Origin of the sequence: Bacillus sp. Nf3 (genome assembly GCF_003028545.1) — a bacterium.
GTDB lineage: Bacteria > Bacillota > Bacilli > Bacillales > Bacillaceae > Bacillus > Bacillus safensis.
Genome location: NZ_PYUA01000001.1, coordinates 483,709 through 506,906, shown reverse-complemented (window position 1 = coordinate 506,906; position 23,198 = coordinate 483,709). Strand labels below are relative to the sequence as shown.

Sequence of the window (23,198 nt, the reverse complement as noted above, 5' to 3'; positions counted from 1 at the left end):
AGGTCTCACCTATTTATTTCCGTTTATCGTAGTATACGCCGTCACTTGTTATGGGCTGGTATGGATTTTGATAATTCAGCTGTTTTGTTTTCTTTTTTTGAATGGCTTGAATATCTGCTTTTATCCCATTTTGGATAACCGTTAATTGCTTCGCCATCTGTTGATCTGTTTGTATGATTTCTCGGATTTTCTCTTTTTCTTGATCCGTCAATTCATGCTGTATATCTCTCATTAATTCGTCTCTCTCAATTAAAAAGGCATCAAAGTCTTCAACAAGTGTTTCACTTTGCGGATTTTCCGCTATTTCGGCTGCCATTTTTAATGTTTGTTCATGCAGCTGGTCCACAATACTCATAGAGAGCCCCCGATAGAGTGGTGACGGCCTTTTCGATCGGTTTGAATGACTTCCTTCCACGCATCACGGAAATCAGTTACGTACTCTTCTACTTCATTCAAAATCTCTTCGTCATTTTGAAGATTAGCTTCTATTAGTCTGCGATAAATGTAATCATACATACTTGCCATACTCTTTGATACGTCATAGGAACGATTTAAGGTGACATTTAATTCTTGAATGATGTTTTGAGCCTTTTTCAGGTTCAAGTTTCTCGTTTCTGCATCCTCTTTTTGAATGGCATGCTTCGCTATTCTAATGAACTTTAAGCAGCCTTCATAAAGCATAAGCGTCAACTCGGCAGGTGTTGCGGTCTCAATAGAATTTTTCTGATAGGCGGCATAAGGGTTCTGTATTGCCATATGTTATAAACCTCCAATTATTGTCCAAGCAGTTGAGAAAGGTAGCCAGATTGGTTGTTGAGCTTTTGAATTGCACTATCCATGGCGTTAAACTTTTTGTAGTAACGGGCTTCAACCATTTTTAAACGATCTTGGAATGTACTCATTCGTTTTGTCAAAGAATCAAGGTCCTTACCAAGTCCGTATTCCTTTAATTCCATTGTTGTGCTTCCCGCCTTTGTTTGAATGCTCTTCGTGAAGGCAGTTAAGGAATTTTTGACACGATAAATGATTCCTTGTTCTTGATATTGCTGCTGTGCTTTGTCTTTATCTTTTGAATCCACATTTAAACTACCCGAGATAAACATTTGTCTGACTTTCTCCGGGTCTTCTTCAATGGCTTTTCTTAATTTCTCTACTCCATTTATATCCTTACTAAATTCCAGCTTTCCGCCATCTTTATACTTGGATGATGTCTCAATACCGATTTGTGTGAGTTGGATTTTATTCGCATCACTTGTCGTAATATTAGCATACAAATCACTTCTTATTTTAGAGGCACCAGATCGTAAAATGGAATCACTTCTCAGCAAGCCAGACTTCGCAGTTGTTTCCCATAGCTCTATTTCTTTTTCAGACATCCCTTTTTTCTCTTCAGCCGTTAATGGCTGATAGTCTCTGTTTTTCTTTTCATTGACTTTACCATTAATCTGCTCAACGAGCTCATTGTATTTATCAACAAATTGTTTAATTTTGTCATAGATTGCATCCACATCTGTTGAAACGTTTAAGCTGACAGGCTGATCCGTTGTTCCTTTAAGTTCGTACGTAATATCAGCCTGTGTGAATGTATTGTTGTTATTTTCCATTTTCAGACCATTAATCTCGTATTGCGCCTTCTGTCCTTGAGTGGTCGCAACTAATTTGTTATCTCCATCTACTTGGAAGCCTAATTGCGTTAAAAATGAAGCCGAATTGCCATCAGCTGCTTTAATACTGACACCCTCACCAGTTGTCCGAGAAGTAAGAGCAATTGTATCCACGTAGTTAGTGCCATCAGAGATTTGGCCTTTGTAAGCCGTCACACCTAATTGCGCGCTGTTCAGCTTTTTCACGATGTCATCGATTGTATCGGAATCAGAGGTATTGATCGTCACCATTTTCGGTTTTGTTGAATCTGGTGTCGTCACTTCAAACGTAAACGTGCCATTTGCTGGTGTAAATCCAGATGTACCAGAGGATTTGAAGACAGAAGCTGTCGCTAGTTGAGTGACATGAATAGAGCTAGAGGTCGCATTTGTTGACCCAGTTGCTGTGACAGCAGATTCATTAGAGCTTGTTACCTTTTTTGCGCCATATGTACTTGGACGCGTTAAGTTTAAACTGTTGATCAAATCATCTAATTCTTTGATTTTCGAGTTAACCTCGCGATAGCTGTCTCTTTGCCATTCAAGTGTTTGTTTCTGGCGTGTCATTTTATCAAGTGGTGCCTGCTCCGTTTTCATCAGCTTTGATACGATTTCATCAATATCGAACACATTTGAAAATCCAGTAATACGATTGACCATTGTTTATGTTCTCCCTTCATTTACATTCTTTTATCTACAAATAAACCGACAATTTCTGTCATTGCCGCATAGAAATCAAGCCATTCCTTGGAAGGAATTTCTCTAATAACTTCTTCTGTTTGGTTATCTACGACTTTGACATAATATTCATTGAGTTTTTCATGTAATTCAAATTGAAGATGAAATTGAGTAGGTTCAATCAGCTTGTTTGCACCTTGAAGCGTTTTTTCAATTTCTTCTTTTGAAACAGCCCTGCCATTTGCTTGTGAGTCAGAGTTTACATTGTCATTCTGGTTATTAGAAACACGGGTTTGAAATGCATCGATAATTGGCTCTAGTGATGTCAACTTACCAACAGACATAGTTATTCAGCTCCTGTGCTTTAATCTATCTTTTATATCGGCTTTGAATTTGCAAATTAAATATAGATGGACCGATTTGTTAAAGTTTCCTATAGATCATGAACATCTGTATCAAAACGCTTTCCCACGGAGAAGGACAGCTGAATGCAATAAAAAAATCCTCACTTTTTTTGTGAGGATAATTGAGAGAGGAGATCTAAGGATAAGCTCGCAGCACGATTGTTCTCTTCTTGAATAGACAGGTACACTTCTTTCCTGTGAATATCAATGTGCTTAGGAGCCTCAATCCCGACTTTCACTTGATCGCCCTCGATTGAAATAATCTTGACTTCAATATCATCGCCTATTTGAATTGATTGGTTTAATTTACGAGACAGCACTAACATGAGGATGCCACCTCTAACAAATGTTTTGTATGATAGGCTGAATCATGCAAAATCACCTGCTTGGCTTTCATGTTTTTCCGGTTCACAATAATAGGCGCTCTTAAATTAGCTGTTGTTTTTTCAATAGATGATTCCATTGTTAAAATAACCATTACTTCCACATCATTGGCATCTTCTACTTCCAGAATGTCTACAACCGTTTCGTCTAAATCAAATTCGTATTCATTGAAGAATAAAAAAGGGCTGCTGACGATAAAGCCCAATGCTGCGTTTTTCAATGATTGAAGAACTAAAAACGGAGATTCTTCTGATAAAGGCAAAATGACAAACTGTTTTTGATCCAGAAATCCTGGTATCCCGTTAGAGAAGTTGATGATTTGCTCCTCTTTGATTGTCACTTCACCATGGTATTTTGTTTGAATGATCATAATTCACGACCTTTTTCGTTTTTCTTTACTATACCTTATCACCATTATGGCCCGTTTCGTCAACTTCTATTTTTAATTCTGGGTATTGTAACATATCAATATTGACCTTACCTGGCTGATAGTTAACGATTGGTTTATGAGGTGTTGCCTCTATGACAGCTTTTTGCGGCTCCACATCAATTTGAAGCTCAGAAGGCTGATAGTGAATTTTCACACTAAAGAATGAAGGTATCACACCAATGGTGAATTGTTTTGCTGGAGGACTGCCGTTGATCTTGGCAAACTCAGCAATCGCATTTCCACCATTCTCGATCTTGATAAGTTCACTTCCTTCTTCCGCTCTTCGGCCAATTCCTTCTCCAACAGCACGTTTCCCCTCAGCTGCCCATTCCTCAGAACGTCTAAAAATCGACTTGATGTCCATATCGGCAAATGCCTCAGTTTGATCAATGGTTAATTTCGATGGTGTCTTTTTGATATCCATGACAGCTCGCGGCTGCTGAATCTCAAGGTCCGCTCGTGGCTGCTCTACTTCTTGCCTAGAAGGAGTAGTCGACATTTGAAGCTTTGCATAGGTTTGCTGCATTAACAATTTAGGGATTTGCATATGTTCACCTCCATGATGCAAAAAAGCACCCATCGGATGCTTTTTATTATCTTAAGAAATCAACAAGGGATGGCTGAATGACTTTAGCTGTTGTCGCTAAAGCAGCTCTATTCACCGTCTCTTGTTGAAGAAGATCAAGAATGGCCTTTTCACTTTCAACATCTTCATTATCTGATTTAGCATTTTTCAATACTTGGTATTGTGAAGTCAAACGACTTCCTACTAAGTCAACACGATTCGAACGCGCTCCTAGGTCAGATCGCTCAGCACTCATCACTTCTTTAAACTGATCGATACTTCCTAATGCATCATCAGAATTCGCGAATGTTCCATTTTTCAATGAATTTTCTAAATCAGTCAGCATTTCAATGACATTTTGACCGTTGGCCTGTCCACCAAACGCTGAGATTGGATTTGAGTTTACATTTAAAGTAATCCCATCAGAAATGTTCGCTTGAACAGCATTTGCATCTGTATAATTTTCGAAGTTAAATGTATACGTACCGTCTGCATTCTCAACAACTGGCTTGACATTTGTACTTGTTCCATTAAATACAAACTTACCTAGCATTTGAGTGTTCATTGCATCGATGATTTGATTCTTCATCTGACCAATTTCCACTCCGATAGCTGCTAAATCTTCTGGCTGCTTTGTTCCGTTTGCCGCATCAAGCACTTTATCTCGTATATTTGACATAATATCAATAATTTCAGTGACACTTGTTTCAGATGTATCAATCCAGTTTTGTGCTTCATTTAAGTTATTTTTATACTGTTCATTTCGAAACAAGGCAGTACTATATTGAAGGCTTTTTACTGCTGCAACAGGATCATCAGACGTATTCGTGAAACGTCTTCCTGTTTGTGCCTGCTCATTAATCTTAGAAAGTTTTTCATAACTTTTACTAATATTTCGAAGTGAGTTTTGAGAAATCATACCTTGTGTGACTCGCATCCGTTATCCCTACCTTCCTACGACACCCATGCCGTTTATTACTTTATCCAGTACTTCATCTTGTAATGTCATAATTCTCGCAGCCGCATTATATGCATGCTGGAATTGGATCATATTCGTCATTTCTTCATCGATGGAGACAGCGCTAGTCGACATTCTACGTTCATTGGCTGAATTGACAAGAGCAGCTGAACTGCTTTCAAGCGTCATGTTCTTTTTCCCTTGTACCCCCATCTCAGCAATGACATTTTGGTAATAATCCTGAATGGTCGTTGTATTTCCTCCGATTGGTAATTTTAAGTCTTGTATATTAGCTAATTTCGTAGCATTCGAACCGTCACCTTGAGTTTGATTGAGAGACGCTGCAATATTATCTGTTGATGCTAAAATGACATCGCTCACTTTAATACGAGCTGCCAAACCTTTATTTAATTCATTGTTATTCTCGATATCAAAAAAGTCTTGTCCACTTGCACCAGTTAACGTGTACCCCTGCTTATGTACATCGTTAAATGTATCCATGAATACTTGTGCTACTTCATCCAGCTCTGCAAGCATATCTGGATACATACCTTTTTCAGCACCGTTTGACATGTAGCCATAAGCCTCAACAAGTGCTTTTACTTTACCGTTTACTTGTAATTGATCCGCTGCAATAGTTGTTGTTCCGAATTGAAGTGAGTTAACAAGTCCCGTTGTATTATCATAAGAGATTTGCAGTTCAGACTTTTCATTTGTAATACCATTCAAAATGTTTCCAGCAGATTGTCCATTTGCACCGATAATGTCGATGTTGACAGTTCCTTCAGCAATTTTAAGTGCATTACCGCCAGGTGGATTGTAGCTGACCTTAATATCAACAAGTGAGGATAATTGATCTACCAAAGTATCACGTGTATCATAAAGATCATTTGGAAGATATCCATTTGGCTCAACTGCTGCAATCTGTTTGTTCACTTCATCTATTTGAGATAAAAGAGTGTTTACATCTTTGGCAGTTGAATCGAGTTCCGTTTTCAAATTCTTTTGTACCGTTGTTAAAGAAGAATTGAGCAGACGGAATTGGTCAACTAGAGCCTGTGCACTTGTTTTAACAACTGTACGTGCAGAAGCTGTATCAGCATTTTTTGTTTCTGATAAGACCTGTAATGATTTCCATAGGTTATCAAAAGCTCTGTTCAAGCCTTCATCCGTCAAATCATTCATAACCCCTTCCATCTGTGAAAGGGCATCTGACTTCGTTGAGTAGTAAGACAAGTTGTTGTTATGATCTCTATATTGTAGATCTAAAAAGCTGTCTCGAATTCTTTCAACCGTTCCAACTTGTACACCTGTCCCCATTTGACCATACGTCTTTCCATCATAAACAGAAAGGACTGGATAAGGATTTTCTGCTTTAAAGGTCACTCTTTGTCTTGAGTAGCCCTCCGTATTTGCATTGGAGACGTTGTTTGATGTGACATAAAGCCCTGCACGCTGGGCTGTGATTCCTCTTTTTGCCGTTTCTAGTCCCATGAATGTAGAACCCATTGGTATCCTCCTTGTTTACGCCTTTGAATCAAACAAAGCCCTTTGCTGTTTAGGCTTTGAACTCTCAAGACCATTTTGTCCGTAATTCAAATTTTCTTTATTAGGGTTAACGAGATCGAATGTCAGTGAAATAAATTGAAGTGACTGCTGAATAAGCTGCTTGTTCAGTTCATTTACATCTTTTAGTTCCACCATGATGTCATTTAGTTTCTCATATAATGAAATGAGCTCTTCTTGATCTGTACCTTCAGCCTTTTCGATACATGCAGTGATGGTTGGTGATTGATCACTTTGTAAAAATTGAACGGTCGCTTCAATTCGTTTTTCTTCTAATTGAGAAATGGCCTGAATATACTTTTGCTCTAAATTCAGAACCTCTGAAAGAGCATCAATCTCATTGCTTTTCAGCATTTCTGTTTTATCCTTAGACAACTTTAAAAGCTGTTCATGCAATCCATAGAGACGATGCAGTTCTTCAATAATTATTTTAACTGACATTCACGCTGCTCCCTTTTGTTATTGTTGTTTATAAAAATTCAGCATTTTATCTGCAATGCCTTTTGTATCTACTTGATATGTTCCGGCTTCAATGCTTTTTTTAATTTGGTCAATTTTATCTTGACGTTCTCTCATAATATTCGGCACCTTTTGCATTTCGATTGCCTTTTTAGAAATTTCGACTTTATCAGTTGATTTTGCTTGATTCGATTGCAACGTTTGTTTCTCATATGTTTTCTTGTAAGGATTTACTGGTTGTGTTCCATATCGATTAATTTTCACGGGATTCCTCTCGCTTTCCGTTACAGTCTGTCTTGATTCTATCCATTTTATCGACCAAACTGCAACTTAGTTTAGGGAATCAGTCGTTTTTAGGATTAATGGCATAATAGGTGTCTTTTTTCCTAGATTCAATCTCCCTTTTACGCTCTTCTTCTTGGTTCATTTGGCTGATTTGCGAATGAATATCCTGTTCACATTGGCTGCATAGCTTGTTTTTCCTGATCGCTTTGCCACATCTTTCACAAGGATAATTAATATTCGGAAATTGACTAATTTGCAGTCTTTTCAAACGAATAAATTTCAAGATTAATTCTTCATCAACTTCAGTTGCATCTACTATTTCAGCAATGGTTGATTGTCTATTACTTTGCTTCCTCAAGAATTTATATACGATATCAAAAGAACGTTCTTCTTCTTCATAGCATTTGTTACAAACCGTTTGGATGGTGGTTTTTAAAAATAGCTGATTACATTGTGGACAGTTTGCCAATTGATTCATAACCAAAACCCCTTACGTTATTTTCTTTACTTATTATCGGTTAATTATCATGATTTTTAACTACGTATCAACGTAAAAGAAGAAACACTTTTGGCACCTGCGTCTTTTAAAATTCTTGCTGCATCATAAATGGTTGCTCCCGTTGTATAGATATCATCAACTAATATAATATCCCTTTGAACAATCACATCTGTATACTTTATTTGAAACAATCCTTTTTGATCTAGGCGTTCATTTTTCTTTTTTTTGGACTGCTTACTTTGATGTATTTTCACGAGTGGCTGCAATATTGGCTTACCTATCAAGGAAGCGATGATGACGGACTGATTAAATCCTCTTTCTTTTAGTCTTTCATGACTTAAAGGGATCGGAATCAGCAATGGTTCTTTTATGCTGAAGGAATGTTTAAATGCTGATTGTACATCTCGTTTAAACAGCTCAACTAAAGCCGTATCACCCCGAAATTTAAAGCGAGCAAGGACATCTTTCATCAACTCATTGTAAGTATAAACTGACCTATTTTTCACAAGGACTTTAGTAGAATCAGGGCGTTCATTCCATCTATCACAGTCCTGGCACATTTGGTCATTTGACTGCGCCCTTCCACATGTTGGACAAATAGGACGCTCAATCTTTACTAAGTCATTCTTACATGCTACACAAAGACGATCATCATTTAATAGTAGGAATGATTTCCATGTAAAAGCAGGCACAAAATGCCCCTCACAAATTTGGCAAATCAATTGGGTCCCTTGTTCAGCAGCAGACGATTTTCACACCTTGGAAATGCGGAAACCTTGGAAGCTGCTTCTGTCAGAATAACCAGCATAGCAGTATTCTTCTGTTTATCCACCATCTCAGATTTACTGTAAGATATTTTATCGATATCTGTTATATATTGTGGTTTCACTTGATTCAGTGAAATTGCTAATACATCTTCCATACACTTTTCACAATGACAAATCATGTTTAATTGGTTGAGATATTGATTGAGAATTTCCTTGAGTAGTATTTCTTTTGCATTGAGTAGCATATTTTGTCTCTCCTGCCATTTGTGTATTGTGAATATAATGTACCATGATTTAGTTGAACCCACACTGTTTTTCAGAAAACTCTTTTGCAGCCGTAGCATTCATTATTACGATATGCTTCTTTGCTTGTTTCATACTTTTCGTTAAACCAAAATGAAAAAAGAAAACGTCTCCTGTACAATACTCAGGGTGTCTGCCTACTCTTCCAGAAATCTGAACAAGTGCACTTTCTGTAAAAATAGTAGATTCCGAACCTAATACCCCCACTTGAACATTTGGAATGGTTACGCCTCTTTCTAGAATAGTGGTTGTAACTAGTACATCGTATACGTAATCTCTAAAGTGCTGAACCTTTTGTTTCCTATCTGGATCATCAGCAGATACTCCCTCCACGTTTAAGGAGTGTTCTAGAAGAATCTTCGTTACCTTCTTCATGGTAGCAATTGAAGGAACAAAAAGTAATATCCTTCTCTTATTTGCAATATGTCCCTGCATCCAATTCATCACTTTATGGGGGAGCTGATTCTTTTTTAATTTCTTTTTCCAATGTCCAATCCAATGAAAGGTCGGTACGGGTAATGGTTGTTTGTGAAAACGCAGAGGAATTTTTATCGCTTCCAGTTTTCCACTAGAAACCTCTCTCGTCATTTTTTTAGAGGGTGTCGCACTTAAATAAATCCTAACCCCTCCGTTCTTTCTCATCGCCTTTAGAACAGCAAATTGGAGACGTTCATCCAGTGAATAAGGAAAGGCATCGACTTCATCTACAATGAGCACATCAAATGCATTTTTGTACCTCATCAGCTGATGGGTTGTGGCGATCACAAGCGGTGCAATCTGAAACCTTTGAGAACTGCCTCCATAAAGTACGGCTATTGTCATCCCCTGAAATGCTTTTCTAAATCGTGGTTCGAGTTCAAGCACAACATCTGTTCTAGGGGTCGCAATACAGACACTCATTCCTTGATTTAACGCATATTCGATTCCGTGAAACAGCACCTCCGTTTTCCCTGCCCCGCAAACCGCCCAAACAAGTAGATCAAATTTGTTTTTGATAGCTTCAATCATTCTTTCTGACGCTCTTTTTTGTCCTTTAGACAGCTCTCCCTGCCATGTTAATTCAGCTCGATATGTTTCTACCATTTGTGGACCTGCCCATTCATAAAGAAACCCACATTCAGTTGCTTTTCCCATCATGATGCATGATCTACAGTACACACAATCCTTTTGACACACTTCACATGGAGAGTGAGCAAAGTACCGCTTGTGTGATACACCGCACCGGCAGCATGTAAAACCATTTGCTTTCCTCTCAATCGCAGGTGTTCGATTGACTAAGCCCTTCTCCTCCAGCCAATCCAATTTGTACTGTGAGCACCTTGTTTCGGCGGTGAGCAGATGGCGTGAATGCAGCTGCCGCATTAGTTCCATTGCTTTGTCCATATTCAACTTCACCAAACACCTTTCAATTGATGTTTGCCTATTATGCGCAAAGACATGACCTTTCGTCCAACGGGTAAAATAGAAAAACAAAACCCCTTTTCCATAAGAAAAGAGGTTTTTTAGGAATTATCTAATCACCCAGCCAAGAGCTAAAGAGCCTTCACCTAGATGGGTGCCGATCACGGCACCAAAGTAGCTTTTATAAAATTCAACATGAGGATATTTTTCTGATAAGTGCGCAATTAATTCTTCTGCTTCTTCTTCTCTATTACCATGTATCAGTGTTGCTCTCATCGGAACACCACGTGATGCATCTTCATCAAATAATTCAAAAATACGTGAAATGGCTTTTTTACGTGTGCGAATCTTCTCAAAAGGGACAATTAGCTTGTTGTCAAAATGCAGAATAGGCTTTACCTTTAAGAGGCTTCCAATAAAAGCCTGTGCACCATTTAATCTGCCGCCTCTTTGCAAATGAGTTAAATCGTCTACCATAAAATACGCCCGCTGACTTTCTTTCAGGTAATTTAGATGTGCTAACACTTCTTCTAAAGAAGCACCTTCTTGGATTTTTTCAGCAGCTTCTAACACATAAAAACCTTGTGCCATACAGCTTGTTTCTGTATCAAACGGGTAAATATCAATCCCGTCAACTAGATCATTCGCTGAGGCAGCACTATTATAAGTTCCACTAATTCCACTTGAAAGGTGAATACTAATCACAGCGTCGTATGTTTCACTTAGTTTTTCATATAAGGCTATTAATTCACCGAAAGCAGGCTGAGAGGTTGTTGGAAGATCTTTGTGTTTTTTGATTTCTTCATAATATGTCTTCCAGTCCATTTCTATTTCTTCACGGTATGATTCACTGCCAAAGATGACGTTGAGGGGGATCATATGAATATTATATTTATCACGTAGCTCTTGTGGTAGATAAGCAGTACTGTCTGTTACAACGGCTATTTTCATTCTTAAATACCTTCCTTATTCGTTAAGTTACTCTTTTTTATTTTAAAAGAATGATCATTTTTTCATTAGATTTATAATAGTAATCAAAAAAGCCTGCCTAATCAATAGGCAAGCCCGCTATATCCGAAAAAGACTCCTTACCCTGTCTATCGTTTCCCTCCAGCTAAAATGTGAGAGAACAAAAAACAGGCGAAAAAGGAGTACTTGTCCGGAACATTATCTCATTTCTACCCAGCCGTTTTTAATTGCTACAACAACAGCTTGTGTACGGTCGTTTACATTCATTTTTTGCAAAATGTTACTCACGTGGTTTTTGACTGTTTTCTCACTAATAAAGAGCGATTCACCAATTCCTCTGTTGCTCTTTCCGTCAGCTAACATTTGAAGAACTTCGCATTCACGTCTAGTTAAGATATGAAGTGGTCTGCGAATTTCAGGATATACCTCGTGCTGTGGATGTGCTGAAACGCCGCTAGTTGCTAGGCGTCGGAATTCATTTACTAAATTATGAGTGACTTTCGGATGTAAATAAGAGCCTCCGTCAGCTACAACTTTCACTGCTTCGATAAGTGTGTCTGCATCCATTTCTTTTAACAGGTAGCCTCTCGCTCCTGTTTTCAATGCATGTGTTACATAGTTTTCATCATCATGAATAGATAGAATAATGACTTTTGATTCGGGATAAAGCTCAACAAGCTGCTTTGTAGCCTCTACACCATTTACATTCGGCATATTAATGTCCATAATGACAACATCCGGATGATAGTGTTCTACGATACGTGCAGCTTCGTCACCGTCGTCTCCTTCTGCAACTACTTCAAAAGTAGGTTCAAAATCTAAAATCCGTTTGACACCTTCACGGAATAATTGGTGGTCATCAATAATTACAATATTTACTTTAGTCACAAGCTACGCCTCCCCATGTTTATTGTTCTACACCTGAACTTTATGGTCAATATGTCTTTTGACTCTATTTTACAATTTTATTTTGCAATGTTAGCGGCACGCGAATCATGATGAATGTCCCTAGACCTATTTTTGAGTCTATGGTCATTTTACCTTCCAGTAAGTCTACGCGTTCTTTCATGCCAAGTAAACCGAAGGATTTGTTTTTGTTTGTTTTCACATCTTTCATATCAAAGCCTTTTCCATCGTCTTTAATAATTAAGGTCACAAAGTCTTTCGTTACTTCTACTTTGACAGAGATTTCTTCAGCTTCAGAATGCTTTAATGAATTGGTGACAGCTTCTTGGGCTAGTCTAAACAGTGCTACTTCAAATTGAGAAGCAATTCTTTCGCTTTCTGTATCACCTAGGCATTGGAACGTAATTTTGGTTTTCCCATCATATTCTTCAATTGTGTTTAAGTATTTTCTCAGTGTTGGAATCAGACCCAAATCATCTAAAGCCATCGGTCTTAAATCATAAATGATTCTTCTCACTTCGTACAGTGCATTTCGCACATTTTGTCTGAGACTTCTAATTTCTTTAAAGCCTTCTTCTGTACCGCGGTCTCTAAAAATCCGTTCAATTAATTCGGAACGCATCATCACGTTTGCCAGCATTTGAGCAGGGCCGTCATGAATTTCCCGAGACACTCTTTTGCGTTCTTCTTCTTGGGCTTCAATAATTCTGAGCCCAAAATCTTGTTTTGCCTGAGCATCTTCAAGTAAAACGCCGACCTGGCGTAAATCCTGGTTGAGATAGTTGAGAACAACTGTAATCTGACTCACAAGGGTTTCAGAGCGTTCTATGACGTCTTGCAAGCTTAATAATCGTCTTTCAAGATCGTCTCTTCTTTCTCTCAGCTGCTTCTCGCGCTGCTGAATCATGGTGAGTTCCACCTGCAAGTTATGTGCTTTTTCGTAGGCCTCACGTATTTCTTCTTCGCTGAATTTGTTGAAGTTTCTGCTGACCTCAGATAAGCGATTTCTAGCATGTCTTGTATGGACTTCCAGCTTATCCCCAAAATCAATTACTTCGTTTACTTGCTGCTTGATTTGCTTCAGCTCTTCTACTAGGCTTTCATATTGTTGACGGGACTGTTCGCCTATTCTAAATACTTCGTCCTTGCTGCCATCAACTGTACTTAGCATTTTCATGATGATTGAATCCAATAATTTTGGATCCATTTTGGGTGTTGTCATGGCTTTTCCCTCCCGTAACAGTGATGTCATCTTTTTTTATTATAAATGTCATTGATCTGCATTTTATGTCGAATTATAATGAAAGAATGCGTATAAATCTTGAAGTTTTTATGACGACCCTTTTTCCGCTCCTATCATCATAACAAAATACGCTGTAAAATTCTAAAACCAATGCAAATTTTCACTAGTCTTACAATTTGCTTGTCAGGAGGGTATGTCTTTTGCTGAATCGCTATCTTACAGTAAAAAGTCGTGGCGAGCATGAGATCGTCATTGAAAAATCACGTTTTATTTGTCATATACAGCGTGCTGTCTCAGAAGAAGAAGCACAAGCATTTATACAATCCATTAAAAAACAACATTGGAATGCCACACATAATTGTTCAGCCTATCTCATTGGTGAACATGATCTCATTCAAAAAGCGAATGATGATGGTGAACCAAGTGGTACAGCAGGTGTGCCAATGCTTGAAGTGCTAAAAAAACGGAAGCTGAAAGATACAGTTGTTGTGGTCACTCGTTATTTCGGCGGTATCAAGCTAGGTGCCGGTGGATTGATTCGTGCCTACGGAAAATCTGTATCAGAAGCTATCAACCATGTTGGAATGGTAGAGCGCTGTTTAATGCGTACAATGCACACAACAATAGATTATACATGGCTTGGAAAGGTAGAGAATGAGCTTAGAGCCTCATCTTTTCAGCTAAAAGAAATCCATTATGCAGAAGATGTTATTTTTGAGACATATGTCGAAGAAACACAAACAGAGCAGTTCATTGAGTGGATGACTGAGCTGACAAATGGAAAGAGTGTTACAAAAGAAGGCGAATTGATTTATTTAGAAAAGGACATTGGTCCGATAAAGGAGACAGATGAATGGCACAACGAGTAAAAGTGCGTGTACGAAAGAAAAAGAGTAAGAAGAAGAGAATTATCAAACGTATTCTGGTCTTATTTTTGCTACTTATCATCTGCATGGGCGGATTCGCAGTATATAAAATCGTCAATACTCTTCAAGCTGCAGACAAAACATATGATGAACTAAACCGTGGAGAGAAATCAAATCTTCGTGATGCGGTTATTGATATTAAGAAAAAACCTTTCTCTGTATTATTTGTCGGAATTGAGGATTATGCCACAAAGGGTGATCATGGCCGTTCAGATTCACTCATTGTCGCAACGATTAACCCTCAAGACAAAACGATGAAAATGGTTAGTATCCCTCGTGACACACGCGTACAGCTTGCAAGTGATACGACAGGAAGTAAAGAAAAGATCAATGCAGCATTTGCTAAAGGTGGTAAAGACGAAACGATTGAAACTGTCGAACAATTCTTGCATATTCCGATTGATAAGTATGCAACCGTTGATTTCGACGGATTCAAGGATGTCATTGATGAAGTCGGCGGAATTGATATCGATGTTCCATTTGACTTCAATGAAAAAAGTGATGTTAAAAAATCGAAAAAGATTTACTTCAAAAAAGGCAATATGCATTTAAACGGGGAAGAAGCACTTGCTTACGCACGGATGAGAAAACAAGATCCACGCGGTGATTTCGGACGCAACGATCGTCAGAAACAAATTTTACGCGCAATGATTGATCAAATGGCGAAGCCAAATAACATTGCGAACGTCGATAACATCGCTAAAGAGGTCAGTGATCACATTACGACCAATTTCCGTATCACAGAAGGTCTTGCGCTTCAGCAAATCTACAGCGGGTTTAAAGGAGACGACACAGAAACACTTTCTATTAAAGGAAAAGACCTTTACTTAGGTCCAAATCGGACGTATTACTTTGAGCCAGATCCAACCAATCTAGCTAACGTCCAATATGAATTACGGACCCATTTAAAGCTTCCTACTGAATCTTCAACTGAAACAGATTCACAAACCAATCCGCCCTCTGGTGAAACAGGGACAAGTGATACAACTAACTCTTCCACCAGCACCCCTGGACAATAATAAAAAACAGCCCAGTTCCTAGGAACGGGCTGTTTTTTATTGTCTTTTGACCATTCGTTTATAAAATTTCGTAAATGGTTTGAACTCTTCATTCACCAAGCCTGTGACTTCCGCAATCACTTGCATGAACATGACCAGTAAAAAGATAATGATCAGTGATAACCAAATGGTGGCGCTTGTCAGCAAAATCGCACTTAGACTAAAGACTAATCCAATCATATAAATCACGATGACAGCCATGCGATGGGACAAGCCAAAGGCCATCAGTCTATGATGAATATGAGACTTGTCAGGTGCTGAGATCGGCTGTTTGTTTAATATTCGTCTAATGATGGCAAAGGTGGTATCGAAAATTGGGACACCTAAGATGATCACTGGAACAACAACACTAAACAAAGTGACACTTTTGTATAGCCCTAATAGTGACAGTACCGAAATCATATAGCCTAAAAAAAGCGAACCGGTGTCACCCATAAAAATCTTCGCCGGATGAAAGTTGTAAAAAAGAAAGCCGATGGTACTGCCAATGACAACAAGGGATAAAGAAAGAATCAAAATTTTATCAGCTGAAAATGCCATCACGGCAATGGTTGATAAACCGATGACAGAAATACCGGCAGCCAGTCCATCAAGGCCGTCAATTAAATTAATGGCATTTGTGATTCCGACAATCCATAACACGGTTAGGGGATATGCCATCCAGCCTAACTCAATTCGATCTGTTAAGAAAGGAACAGAGAAAAAGTCCATTTTTAAGCCTGTGCTTACAATCAGACAAGCAACAAGAACTTGTACGAGAAATTTAAATTTTGCACTTAAATTATATTTATCATCAAATATACCTAGAATGACGATAAGTACGGCACCAACTGAAATTGCTGTAATTTTATTATGTAGAAACAGCCCGCCTGCTAATGCTCCAGCCGCTACCCCAATAAAAATTGCCAAACCGCCCATTCGAGGCATTACTTTATCATGAACTTTTCGTTTATTCGGCTGGTCCACTGCACCAATCTTAATTGCAAACTTTTTGACGATTGGTGTCACAATTAAAACTGTAGCCAGAGAGACAAAAAACGCTAATAAGGCGCGTTCGTAATCCATAGGTCAGTCTCCTTCTAAATTGAAATCTGTATTTTGTATATTGGCCGCTCTTTCCATTATACAATTGAATAGAGGATGATCACAAGCTCCCCCTATGAAGAAGAAACAAATAAAAACGCACAATCCCTGATGAATTATGCGTTTTCTTTAATATTCGTTAGTTCCACCATGTTTGTGAACAGCGCGTGCCAATCTTTTTTCTTCGCACGGCTTTGTCTTAGATGTCTATAGTCCATGTCGTCTTTTTTGCTGATCACTTTTTGGCAGGCTTCTACGAAGAGCGCAGGATCTTCACCCTCTAAATATTCATACACATCATTCTCTTTTAGCCTTTCCGTTGACGGAAGATTTAAACCGACAACCGGTATTCCTGCGGCTAAAAATTCATATAGCTTGAGTGGGAACACGGCTTGATTGTAAGGAGATTGTTTGTATGGCATCATGCCTACATCAATCAGCTTCATATACGCAGGCACTTCTTCTGGTGCAACAGCACCTGTCCAAATCACATTTGGCAGTTTAAGTGCATGCTGAAAAGATGGATCGCCATTTGTTCCATCCGGACCGACAAATAAAAATGTCCAATCAGGCTGCATGCGAGCAGCTTCTGCTATCATGTCAAAATCCAGCTTCGGCTTGATGCCTCCAATAAAACCAAGAACAGTTCCTTCTCTTCCCCCCAGCACATCCTCCTTACATGGGAGATTGCTTTTGGCAAACACATCGTACTCAACGCCATTTTCCACTGTAAAGACATCTTTCGGTTCACCCATGAGACGTTTTTTAATTTGATCGTGTAAGTATTGAGAAGAGCATGTAATGCTGTGTGCGTATTTGATAATTCGATTTTCTGCTTTCACAATGACACGCTGCCTCATATAAGAAAGCAAATTATTTTTGCCGCTTATCGGCTCTCCCCACAGGTCACTGCAGTCATAGACAATATGTTTCCATTCAAATAAAGAAGATAAGAGCGGAAAGCCCGGAAACGTATACCATAAGCAAACAGCGATCCCCTTCTTTTCCTCCTGCCGCAAATGCTCAAGAAGAGGGGACAATTTATGAATATAGAACATGTCTTGATATCGGCCAAAGCGAAAAAATTTGCTCTTAAGCACATCAGGAATGGTCAATTGCTTCATTCGATCGGTTATGGACTGAAAGGGAGCTTTATGACGGGATGCAGATGGGCATACCCAGATGACCTCTTTCGTTTCTGGATCAGATGCTAGAAATTCCGCCAGTCGATGCCGTCTGTACCTCAAACCGTCCTGTCCCCATTCTCCCGTCGCTACGATAACATGTATGATCGAGTCTGCTTTCACCTTTATCACCTTTTTTCCCTTCTGTTTATAAGCGCTTCTTCACAGCATTTGTCGCATAGTGCATAAAACACCAAGATGCTTTGACAAAATGAAGCTGTTCAATTTCTCTGTAGACGAACCACGTTTTTTTCGCTGCTTTCCACTTGTTACTAGAGATCGAGTTTCCAACGATGCGGTATTCACTGAGCGGTTCACTCATACCATAGGCTGTAAATCCTCTTTTTAATATGGACAGCCACGTAGCTAAATCCTGTCTTGTGCGGATGTTCGGCATTTCTATATGTCCGATCTTCTGTACATCAAGCATCACCGTTAAACAGCCGATAATGGTATTTTTCAAAGCTTCATCATAAGTTAATCTTGCTGGTGCAGTAACGGTTTTTTCTAATGGTTCTCCATTTTCTGCGATAATATCATATGCCGTGAATGTAAAGGCATAATCATTTGTCAGCATGAAGTCTACCTGCTTTTCGAGCTTCGTCTCTTTCCACTTATCATCGCTGTCTAAAAAAGCAATAAAGCGGCCTTTTGCCTTTTTGATGGCTGTATTTCTAGCGATGGCGGCTCCCCCATTTTTCTCTAAATAAATGACGTTGATTCTGTCGTCTGCTTCACTTAAGTCCCCAAGCAGCTTCCTTGTTCCATCTGTTGAACAATCGTCTGCGATGATCAGTTCCCAATTGGAATAGGTTTGGGCAAGGACGGAATGAACTGTATCCGTTAAATAACGTTCCGCATTATAGGCCGGTGTAATGATTGATACTAACGGTTGATTGTTCACCTAAGACTCATCTCCAGTTCATCACTAAGATTCTTTGAACACTTCGGGCAAGACCACAAACATGAGTGAGATACTAAAGCCAATGACAAGCCCAAGCAGTGCACGCTTTTTCGCTGACATGCCTTTATTGCCTTCATCAAGAACTTGAGCAGGGTCAACAATCTTCGCCTGCTTCATTCCAAGCTTTGTAGACTCCAATTCATATAGGAATCGTTCTTTATCTACTTTGGAATCGTTGCTGACAGATTCGTCTTTTAGAGCAGATAATCTACTTTCAATCACCTGCTGCCTTTTTGTAAATAATGCTTTGTCTTGCTTCAGAAATGTATCTGACACCTGCTTCACGACAGCTAAAGCATGATCCTTCTCAGCATCTGTGAAGGACAGCTGTAATTGTGTATCTGATTGATTGGTGAGGATGAGGCGGCTTTTCACATCCTGCCTTTCTTCTTCTTTGATGTCACTGAGCGCTTCATTCAGAAATGCATCGCTTTTTAATAGAGATGTCACTTCAGCTATATTGTTATACACTCCGTCATCATATTTACCGAGCGTGAGAGTAACAGCAGCTGTGTAACTAGACTGCTGCACTGTTCCTTTAGCAAAAAAGAATCCAAATGCGCCTAATACAACAGGCAGCAGCACGAGCCATACGATATACTTTTTGATTCGCTTCCCTATTCTAGATATGAAACCAGACATGTTCATTCTCCCAACATTGACGTATTTGCTTTTTCACTAGTGTAGCCATACCAGCACAGCATCACACACGGTTTACCAAGTCTTAAACCGTTGTTTGTTTTTCAACATATTCACCGCTGCGATCACGAGTCCTAAAAAGACCCAGTGGAAATATAAATTCGAGACAGAACTAGGACTGATACTTGAAACGAGAAAGCTCAGCATGGCAGCAAACAAACCTTCAATGATCATTTTTGCTGATCTTGTGTCAGCCCATTGGTATTGTTTATACAGCGTGAACATGAGATAAGCGTAGACGGAGATATAGCCCAGCATGACCGCAAATCCAAAGTTCGTCATCACTTCCAGCAGCCAATTGTGCACTTCAACAACTTGATCTGTATCAAAGATTGAAAAGTGGGCTAAGTAGTAAGACACATTCCCCGCTCCGACACCAAATCCGTATGAATCCGTAAAGAAATGCCATGCATTTTTGATCAAATTCGCTCTCGCAATGTTGGATGGGAGTGGCTCACTAAAAGAATGCGCGACCTGAGAAGCGAGAAACAAGTCATAAAAGACTGAATAAATCTTGGCTGAAAAAACAACGATACAGATGACACCAAGTCCGCCTGCTGCGATGAGTGACCACTTTTTGAGAAAGCGCGGCATGAGCAGCCACACATAGATGGCCACTCCTGCAAATATGCCAAGCAGGCTCGCGCGGGATTCTGTTAACAAAATGAGATACAGTGCTCCGATGGCGCCAAATAATCCAAATGCTTTGATATAACCATTTTTCATTTGACGCATACACGCTAAATATAAGAAAAAACTAATCGATAAAAACGTCGCAAAATCATTTTGATTAAAAAAGACAGCTGTAGGATAGTGCTGTTTATACGCCGGCCCAAGATACAATGAAGTATTCGGTAAATGGTTCAAAGTAAAGTGATTATAAAACCCTATGCCCATAACAAATACAGTCATGACGAGCCAAATGCTATAAAAGGTGACTACTTGATCCATTCGCTGGATGTACATGACCACAAGAAAGACAAATCCCATCCCCATCGCAAGCAGGGACATATATTTGAGACCATCTGTCACTGAATGAGCCCACAGCAGTGAGATGAGCCCATAAAGAAACCATGCAGCGAAAAAACCAAGAATCCCTTTTACACGAATCTGCTGCCACTGCGATATGTACGTCCCCTTATCTCTCATCCGCCATATGAATAAAGCAAAGGCAGCAATGAGCATAATACGGTAGAGAAAAAGACTGAAGAACCCGGCACTAATTGAAAAGAAAGCGTTGTTGAGAAAGGTCAATGCAATTAAAAGATAAATGGCTGACATGAACACCTGCTCACCGTTCATGTATAGCTTCATTAACACGAGAAAAGCCGTCAGGATCAAAAGCAGGACCGGAATGGCGACGATCTTTTTTACCCCGATGGGCTGCGCAAACGCCATTTGTACAAGTCCTAGCCCTGCTGCAAATAATATACATCCGATCATGATTTGCCATGCTGTTTGTTTCACGCTCATACCCATTTTCCTCCTAAGCAACCCATCCGATTTGAGGGATTAAGCCTTGACTTCCTGTTTATAGTAGGAAATGGTACGAGCCAAACCTTCTTGTAAACTCACAACAGGCTCCCAAGCTAAGACTTGTTTCGTTTCCTCATTTGCTAATGTACTATGCACGATATCTCCTACACGCTGCGGCTTGTAAATCGGTTCAAGCTGTGATCTTGTTACCCGTTTCATCGTTTGAAACAGTTCATTCACAGTGATGGAATGACCACACGAAATATTTAAACAAACGTTTGATTGGGCTGTTAATGCCGCAACATTCGCTGCTGCTAGATCACCCACATAGATAAAGTCTCTTGTTTGTTCCCCATCTCCAAAGATAAAAGGGGCCTCATCCTTTGCAAACTTATCAGAGAAAATAGAGACAACACCGCCTTCACCAAGTGCATCTTGGCGCGGACCATATACATTGCTGTACCTGAGAATACAATAGTCCACATCATAGAGTGATTTTGCCATTTCTAAATACCGCTCTACTGTCAGTTTTGCTAAGCCATAAGGTGAACCAGGCTTCAGCCGGTGAGCCGTGTCTACTGGCAGATACACCGGGTCTCCATAGACAGCTGCTGATGAGGCAAAGATGACTTTTTCCACCCCTGCTTCAGCCGCAGCTTTCATGACATGCAGAGATCCTTTGATATTGACCTCTTCGTCATAAACAAAATCCTGAACGGAAATGGCTACACTTACTTGTGCTGCTAGATGAATGATATAATCCGGTGCGATTTGTTTGATCAAATCAATCGTCGCTGGCTTTGTGACATCTGCCTCTATGCATTGCACGGAAAGATGGGCAATATTTTCTCGAGATCCAGTTGAAAAGTTATCAAGAACGATGGGCTCATAGCCTTTTTCTAGTAAAGCCTCTATCGTATGTGATCCAATAAATCCGCTTCCCCCAGTAACCAAAACTTTCTTCATCCAAGCTCCCCCTGTTATTGTGCCTTCGATACCAATTCTGCTTCCCATACACTTGGGCGGCCGATAGACTGGTAAATAAATCCTCTCTCTTTCATTTCTGCTGGATCAAACAAATTCCTTCCATCAATTACAATTGGCGAACGAAGCAGCTGCTTGATCTGATCTTTATCCATCTTCTGTACGTCGTCCCATTCTGTTAGGATGAGACAGGCATCGGTATCTTTTACTGTTTCATACAGGTCATTGCTGAAGACCGCCTGCGGACCAAGCTCCCGCTCAGCTTCCATATAAGCAATCGGATCATAGGCTTTTACAAAAGCACCTAGCTCTCTCAGCATTGGGATAATATCTAATGCAGGTGCGGAACGCATATCATTCGTATTCGGTTTGAATGCAAGGCCTAAGACAGAAATGGTTTTTCCTTTAATATCACCGAACACACTCATCAGTTTGCTGACAAGGTGTGCTCTTTGGTTGTTGTTCGTTTCAATGACAGATTCGATCAGCTTGAACCGATACCCGGATGTTTCGGCAATTTTGAGAAGAGCCATCGTGTCTTTCGGAAAACAAGAACCTCCAAATCCAATGCCTGCTTTTAAAAATTTATGCCCGATACGGCTGTCTAATCCAACTCCTTCACTGACTTTTTCAACGTCAGCACCCACCCTTTCGCAAATATTTGCAATGTCATTAATGAAAGAGATTTTTGTGGCAAGCATGGCATTTGCAGCATACTTAATCATTTCAGCACTTTCTAAGTTGGTCTCCACAACTTCTGTTTGAAACGGTTTATGCAGCCTTTTGATGGTGGCGAAAGCATGAGTGCTTGTCGCACCAATGACCGCCCGCTCCATATTCATCGTGTCCTGAATCGCAGAGCCTTCTCGGAGAAACTCTGGATTGGATACGACGTCAAAGGGGTATTTGCTGCGCGATGCCTTTTCCACAATGGCTTGAACGAGACGGCCTGTTCCAACGGGCACTGTGCTTTTATTGACGATGATTTTATAGCCATTCAGGTGTTCACCGATCGTTTGAGCGACGACTTTCACATACGTTAAATCCGCTTCCCCTTGTGGTGTCATCGGTGTCCCTACGGCAATATAGATAATCTCTGATTCCCTAATAGCGGCAGGAATATTCGTTGTAAAAAACAGTCTTCCTTCTTCTGTATTCTTTTCAATCAATTCCTTTAAACCTGGTTCATAAATGGGAACGACACCACTTTTTAAGCTGTTGATTTTTGATTCATCGATGTCACAGCAGATGACACGATTTCCGATATCAGCAAAACAAGTACCCGATACTAACCCGACATACCCTGTTCCAATCACAGCAATTTTCTTCAACATTTTTCATCCTCTCAGTAAAAGCATATTGTC

Annotated in this window: 27 protein-coding genes; 2 read left to right on the top strand and 25 right to left on the bottom strand. The window is 39.6% G+C overall.

All coding sequences use genetic code 11. From position 1 onward, the window contains the following. Positions 1 to 13 precede the first annotated feature (13 nt). The 18 genes from fliT to degS all read right to left on the bottom strand — a co-directional run bounded on the left by fliT (position 14) and on the right by degS (position 13,439). A complete protein-coding gene (gene fliT / locus C9414_RS02505) occupies positions 14 to 355 on the bottom strand; it encodes a flagella biosynthesis regulatory protein FliT (RefSeq protein WP_107163001.1) in 342 nt (113 codons plus the stop codon). Beyond that, positions 352 to 756, bottom strand: a complete 405-nt coding sequence (gene fliS / locus C9414_RS02500) for a flagellar export chaperone FliS (protein ID WP_024423612.1) — start codon at positions 754 to 756, stop codon at positions 352 to 354. Before fliS ends, fliT begins: the two co-directional genes overlap by 4 nt. Positions 757 to 773: 17 nt before the next feature. Next, positions 774 to 2,303 carry a flagellar hook-associated protein 2 gene (locus C9414_RS02495; protein WP_107163000.1) on the bottom strand — a complete coding sequence of 510 codons (1,530 nt, stop codon included), beginning with the start codon at positions 2,301 to 2,303 and terminating at the stop codon, positions 774 to 776. A 20-nt stretch (positions 2,304 to 2,323) separates the two neighbouring features. Next, a complete protein-coding gene (flaG, locus tag C9414_RS02490; protein WP_039181788.1) occupies positions 2,324 to 2,665 on the bottom strand; it encodes a flagellar protein FlaG in 342 nt (113 codons plus the stop codon). 161 nt (positions 2,666 to 2,826) lie between these two features. Then, positions 2,827 to 3,051 (bottom strand): carbon storage regulator CsrA, encoded by a 225-nt coding sequence (gene csrA, locus C9414_RS02485; RefSeq protein ID WP_008360181.1) that lies wholly within the window; start codon positions 3,049 to 3,051, stop codon positions 2,827 to 2,829. Further along, a complete protein-coding gene (fliW, locus tag C9414_RS02480) occupies positions 3,045 to 3,479 on the bottom strand; it encodes a flagellar assembly protein FliW (RefSeq protein ID WP_107162999.1) in 435 nt (144 codons plus the stop codon). Before fliW ends, csrA begins: the two co-directional genes overlap by 7 nt. Positions 3,480 to 3,507: 28 nt before the next feature. Continuing rightward, positions 3,508 to 4,086, bottom strand: a complete 579-nt coding sequence (locus C9414_RS02475) for a DUF6470 family protein (protein ID WP_047201872.1) — start codon at positions 4,084 to 4,086, stop codon at positions 3,508 to 3,510. A gap of 46 nt (positions 4,087 to 4,132) precedes the next feature. Next, on the bottom strand, positions 4,133 to 5,041 hold the full coding sequence (gene flgL, locus C9414_RS02470; RefSeq protein ID WP_107162998.1) for a flagellar hook-associated protein FlgL: 909 nt from the start codon (positions 5,039 to 5,041) through the stop codon (positions 4,133 to 4,135). Positions 5,042 to 5,050: 9 nt separating this feature from the next. Beyond that, positions 5,051 to 6,571 carry a flagellar hook-associated protein FlgK gene (gene flgK, locus C9414_RS02465; protein ID WP_041088045.1) on the bottom strand — a complete coding sequence of 507 codons (1,521 nt, stop codon included), beginning with the start codon at positions 6,569 to 6,571 and terminating at the stop codon, positions 5,051 to 5,053. A 15-nt stretch (positions 6,572 to 6,586) separates the two neighbouring features. Continuing rightward, entirely contained in the window at positions 6,587 to 7,069 is a 483-nt protein-coding gene (locus C9414_RS02460; RefSeq protein ID WP_047201874.1) for a flagellar protein FlgN, read from the bottom strand. Between the two features lie 18 nt (positions 7,070 to 7,087). Then, complete coding sequence (flgM, locus tag C9414_RS02455; protein WP_024423620.1) at positions 7,088 to 7,351, bottom strand: flagellar biosynthesis anti-sigma factor FlgM; 264 nt, start codon at positions 7,349 to 7,351, stop codon at positions 7,088 to 7,090. A gap of 79 nt (positions 7,352 to 7,430) precedes the next feature. Further along, the gene (locus C9414_RS02450) at positions 7,431 to 7,850 is read right to left on the bottom strand and encodes a TIGR03826 family flagellar region protein (protein WP_039181808.1); all 420 of its coding nucleotides are present in this window, start codon (positions 7,848 to 7,850) and stop codon (positions 7,431 to 7,433) included. A 56-nt stretch (positions 7,851 to 7,906) separates the two neighbouring features. Further along, the gene (locus tag C9414_RS02445; protein WP_224929614.1) at positions 7,907 to 8,563 is read right to left on the bottom strand and encodes a ComF family protein; all 657 of its coding nucleotides are present in this window, start codon (positions 8,561 to 8,563) and stop codon (positions 7,907 to 7,909) included. Positions 8,564 to 8,589: 26 nt separating this feature from the next. Further along, positions 8,590 to 8,883: a late competence protein ComFB gene (comFB, locus tag C9414_RS02440; RefSeq protein WP_047201875.1), complete on the bottom strand. Its 294-nt coding sequence runs from the start codon at positions 8,881 to 8,883 to the stop codon at positions 8,590 to 8,592. 49 nt (positions 8,884 to 8,932) lie between these two features. Continuing rightward, positions 8,933 to 10,330 carry an ATP-dependent helicase ComFA gene (locus tag C9414_RS02435; protein ID WP_142398053.1) on the bottom strand — a complete coding sequence of 466 codons (1,398 nt, stop codon included), beginning with the start codon at positions 10,328 to 10,330 and terminating at the stop codon, positions 8,933 to 8,935. A 120-nt stretch (positions 10,331 to 10,450) separates the two neighbouring features. Next, positions 10,451 to 11,293 carry a DegV family protein gene (locus tag C9414_RS02430; RefSeq protein ID WP_047201877.1) on the bottom strand — a complete coding sequence of 281 codons (843 nt, stop codon included), beginning with the start codon at positions 11,291 to 11,293 and terminating at the stop codon, positions 10,451 to 10,453. A 216-nt stretch (positions 11,294 to 11,509) separates the two neighbouring features. Further along, entirely contained in the window at positions 11,510 to 12,199 is a 690-nt protein-coding gene (gene degU, locus C9414_RS02425; protein WP_008348273.1) for a two-component system response regulator DegU, read from the bottom strand. A 64-nt stretch (positions 12,200 to 12,263) separates the two neighbouring features. Beyond that, complete coding sequence (gene degS / locus C9414_RS02420) at positions 12,264 to 13,439, bottom strand: two-component sensor histidine kinase DegS (protein ID WP_003213166.1); 1,176 nt, start codon at positions 13,437 to 13,439, stop codon at positions 12,264 to 12,266. A gap of 221 nt (positions 13,440 to 13,660) precedes the next feature. Between degS and C9414_RS02415 the strand changes: the two genes are divergently transcribed. Next, the gene (locus C9414_RS02415; RefSeq protein WP_012011434.1) at positions 13,661 to 14,329 is read left to right on the top strand and encodes a YigZ family protein; all 669 of its coding nucleotides are present in this window, start codon (positions 13,661 to 13,663) and stop codon (positions 14,327 to 14,329) included. After that, positions 14,314 to 15,405 carry an LCP family protein gene (locus C9414_RS02410; protein ID WP_047201878.1) on the top strand — a complete coding sequence of 364 codons (1,092 nt, stop codon included), beginning with the start codon at positions 14,314 to 14,316 and terminating at the stop codon, positions 15,403 to 15,405. Before C9414_RS02415 ends, C9414_RS02410 begins: the two co-directional genes overlap by 16 nt. Before the next feature lie 36 nt (positions 15,406 to 15,441). On the opposite strand, the gene C9414_RS02405 is transcribed toward C9414_RS02410, so the two are convergent. The 7 genes from C9414_RS02405 to tuaD form a co-directional block, all read right to left on the bottom strand. Beyond that, a complete protein-coding gene (locus C9414_RS02405; RefSeq protein WP_034660156.1) occupies positions 15,442 to 16,509 on the bottom strand; it encodes a glycosyltransferase family 4 protein in 1,068 nt (355 codons plus the stop codon). A 134-nt stretch (positions 16,510 to 16,643) separates the two neighbouring features. Beyond that, positions 16,644 to 17,843 carry a teichuronic acid biosynthesis protein TuaH gene (gene tuaH, locus C9414_RS02400; RefSeq protein ID WP_107162997.1) on the bottom strand — a complete coding sequence of 400 codons (1,200 nt, stop codon included), beginning with the start codon at positions 17,841 to 17,843 and terminating at the stop codon, positions 16,644 to 16,646. Positions 17,844 to 17,859: 16 nt separating this feature from the next. Beyond that, complete coding sequence (tuaG, locus tag C9414_RS02395; RefSeq protein ID WP_047201879.1) at positions 17,860 to 18,615, bottom strand: teichuronic acid biosynthesis protein TuaG; 756 nt, start codon at positions 18,613 to 18,615, stop codon at positions 17,860 to 17,862. Between the two features lie 24 nt (positions 18,616 to 18,639). Further along, on the bottom strand, positions 18,640 to 19,317 hold the full coding sequence (gene tuaF / locus C9414_RS02390; RefSeq protein WP_107162996.1) for a teichuronic acid biosynthesis protein TuaF: 678 nt from the start codon (positions 19,315 to 19,317) through the stop codon (positions 18,640 to 18,642). A 72-nt stretch (positions 19,318 to 19,389) separates the two neighbouring features. Next, positions 19,390 to 20,847, bottom strand: coding sequence for a teichuronic acid biosynthesis protein TuaE (gene tuaE, locus C9414_RS02385; protein ID WP_107162995.1), 1,458 nt, complete (start codon positions 20,845 to 20,847; stop codon positions 19,390 to 19,392). 39 nt (positions 20,848 to 20,886) lie between these two features. Beyond that, positions 20,887 to 21,816 (bottom strand): NAD-dependent epimerase/dehydratase family protein, encoded by a 930-nt coding sequence (locus C9414_RS02380; RefSeq protein WP_107162994.1) that lies wholly within the window; start codon positions 21,814 to 21,816, stop codon positions 20,887 to 20,889. Positions 21,817 to 21,830: 14 nt separating this feature from the next. Continuing rightward, the gene (gene tuaD, locus C9414_RS02375) at positions 21,831 to 23,168 is read right to left on the bottom strand and encodes a UDP-glucose 6-dehydrogenase TuaD (RefSeq protein ID WP_107162993.1); all 1,338 of its coding nucleotides are present in this window, start codon (positions 23,166 to 23,168) and stop codon (positions 21,831 to 21,833) included. Between the last annotated feature and the right edge of the window lie 30 nt (positions 23,169 to 23,198).

Bases quoted from the DNA above. Each gene is read 5' to 3' on its own strand.
- fliT (WP_107163001.1), bottom strand. From the start codon at position 355: ATGAGTATTGTGGACCAGCTGCATGAACAAACATTAAAAATGGCAGCC.
- fliS (WP_024423612.1), bottom strand. From the start codon at position 756: ATGGCAATACAGAACCCTTATGCCGCCTATCAGAAAAATTCTATTGAG.
- C9414_RS02495 (WP_107163000.1), bottom strand. From the start codon at position 2,303: ATGGTCAATCGTATTACTGGATTTTCAAATGTGTTCGATATTGATGAA.
- flaG (WP_039181788.1), bottom strand. From the start codon at position 2,665: ATGTCTGTTGGTAAGTTGACATCACTAGAGCCAATTATCGATGCATTT.
- csrA (WP_008360181.1), bottom strand. From the start codon at position 3,051: ATGTTAGTGCTGTCTCGTAAATTAAACCAATCAATTCAAATAGGCGAT.
- fliW (WP_107162999.1), bottom strand. From the start codon at position 3,479: ATGATCATTCAAACAAAATACCATGGTGAAGTGACAATCAAAGAGGAG.
- C9414_RS02475 (WP_047201872.1), bottom strand. From the start codon at position 4,086: ATGCAAATCCCTAAATTGTTAATGCAGCAAACCTATGCAAAGCTTCAA.
- flgL (WP_107162998.1), bottom strand. From the start codon at position 5,041: ATGCGAGTCACACAAGGTATGATTTCTCAAAACTCACTTCGAAATATT.
- flgK (WP_041088045.1), bottom strand. From the start codon at position 6,571: ATGGGTTCTACATTCATGGGACTAGAAACGGCAAAAAGAGGAATCACA.
- C9414_RS02460 (WP_047201874.1), bottom strand. From the start codon at position 7,069: ATGTCAGTTAAAATAATTATTGAAGAACTGCATCGTCTCTATGGATTG.
- C9414_RS02450 (WP_039181808.1), bottom strand. From the start codon at position 7,850: ATGAATCAATTGGCAAACTGTCCACAATGTAATCAGCTATTTTTAAAA.
- comFB (WP_047201875.1), bottom strand. From the start codon at position 8,883: ATGCTACTCAATGCAAAAGAAATACTACTCAAGGAAATTCTCAATCAA.
- C9414_RS02430 (WP_047201877.1), bottom strand. From the start codon at position 11,293: ATGAAAATAGCCGTTGTAACAGACAGTACTGCTTATCTACCACAAGAG.
- degS (WP_003213166.1), bottom strand. From the start codon at position 13,439: ATGACAACACCCAAAATGGATCCAAAATTATTGGATTCAATCATCATG.
- C9414_RS02410 (WP_047201878.1), top strand. From the start codon at position 14,314: ATGGCACAACGAGTAAAAGTGCGTGTACGAAAGAAAAAGAGTAAGAAG.
- C9414_RS02405 (WP_034660156.1), bottom strand. From the start codon at position 16,509: ATGGATTACGAACGCGCCTTATTAGCGTTTTTTGTCTCTCTGGCTACA.
- tuaF (WP_107162996.1), bottom strand. From the start codon at position 19,317: ATGTCTGGTTTCATATCTAGAATAGGGAAGCGAATCAAAAAGTATATC.
- tuaE (WP_107162995.1), bottom strand. From the start codon at position 20,847: ATGAGCGTGAAACAAACAGCATGGCAAATCATGATCGGATGTATATTA.
- C9414_RS02380 (WP_107162994.1), bottom strand. From the start codon at position 21,816: ATGAAGAAAGTTTTGGTTACTGGGGGAAGCGGATTTATTGGATCACAT.
- tuaD (WP_107162993.1), bottom strand. From the start codon at position 23,168: ATGTTGAAGAAAATTGCTGTGATTGGAACAGGGTATGTCGGGTTAGTA.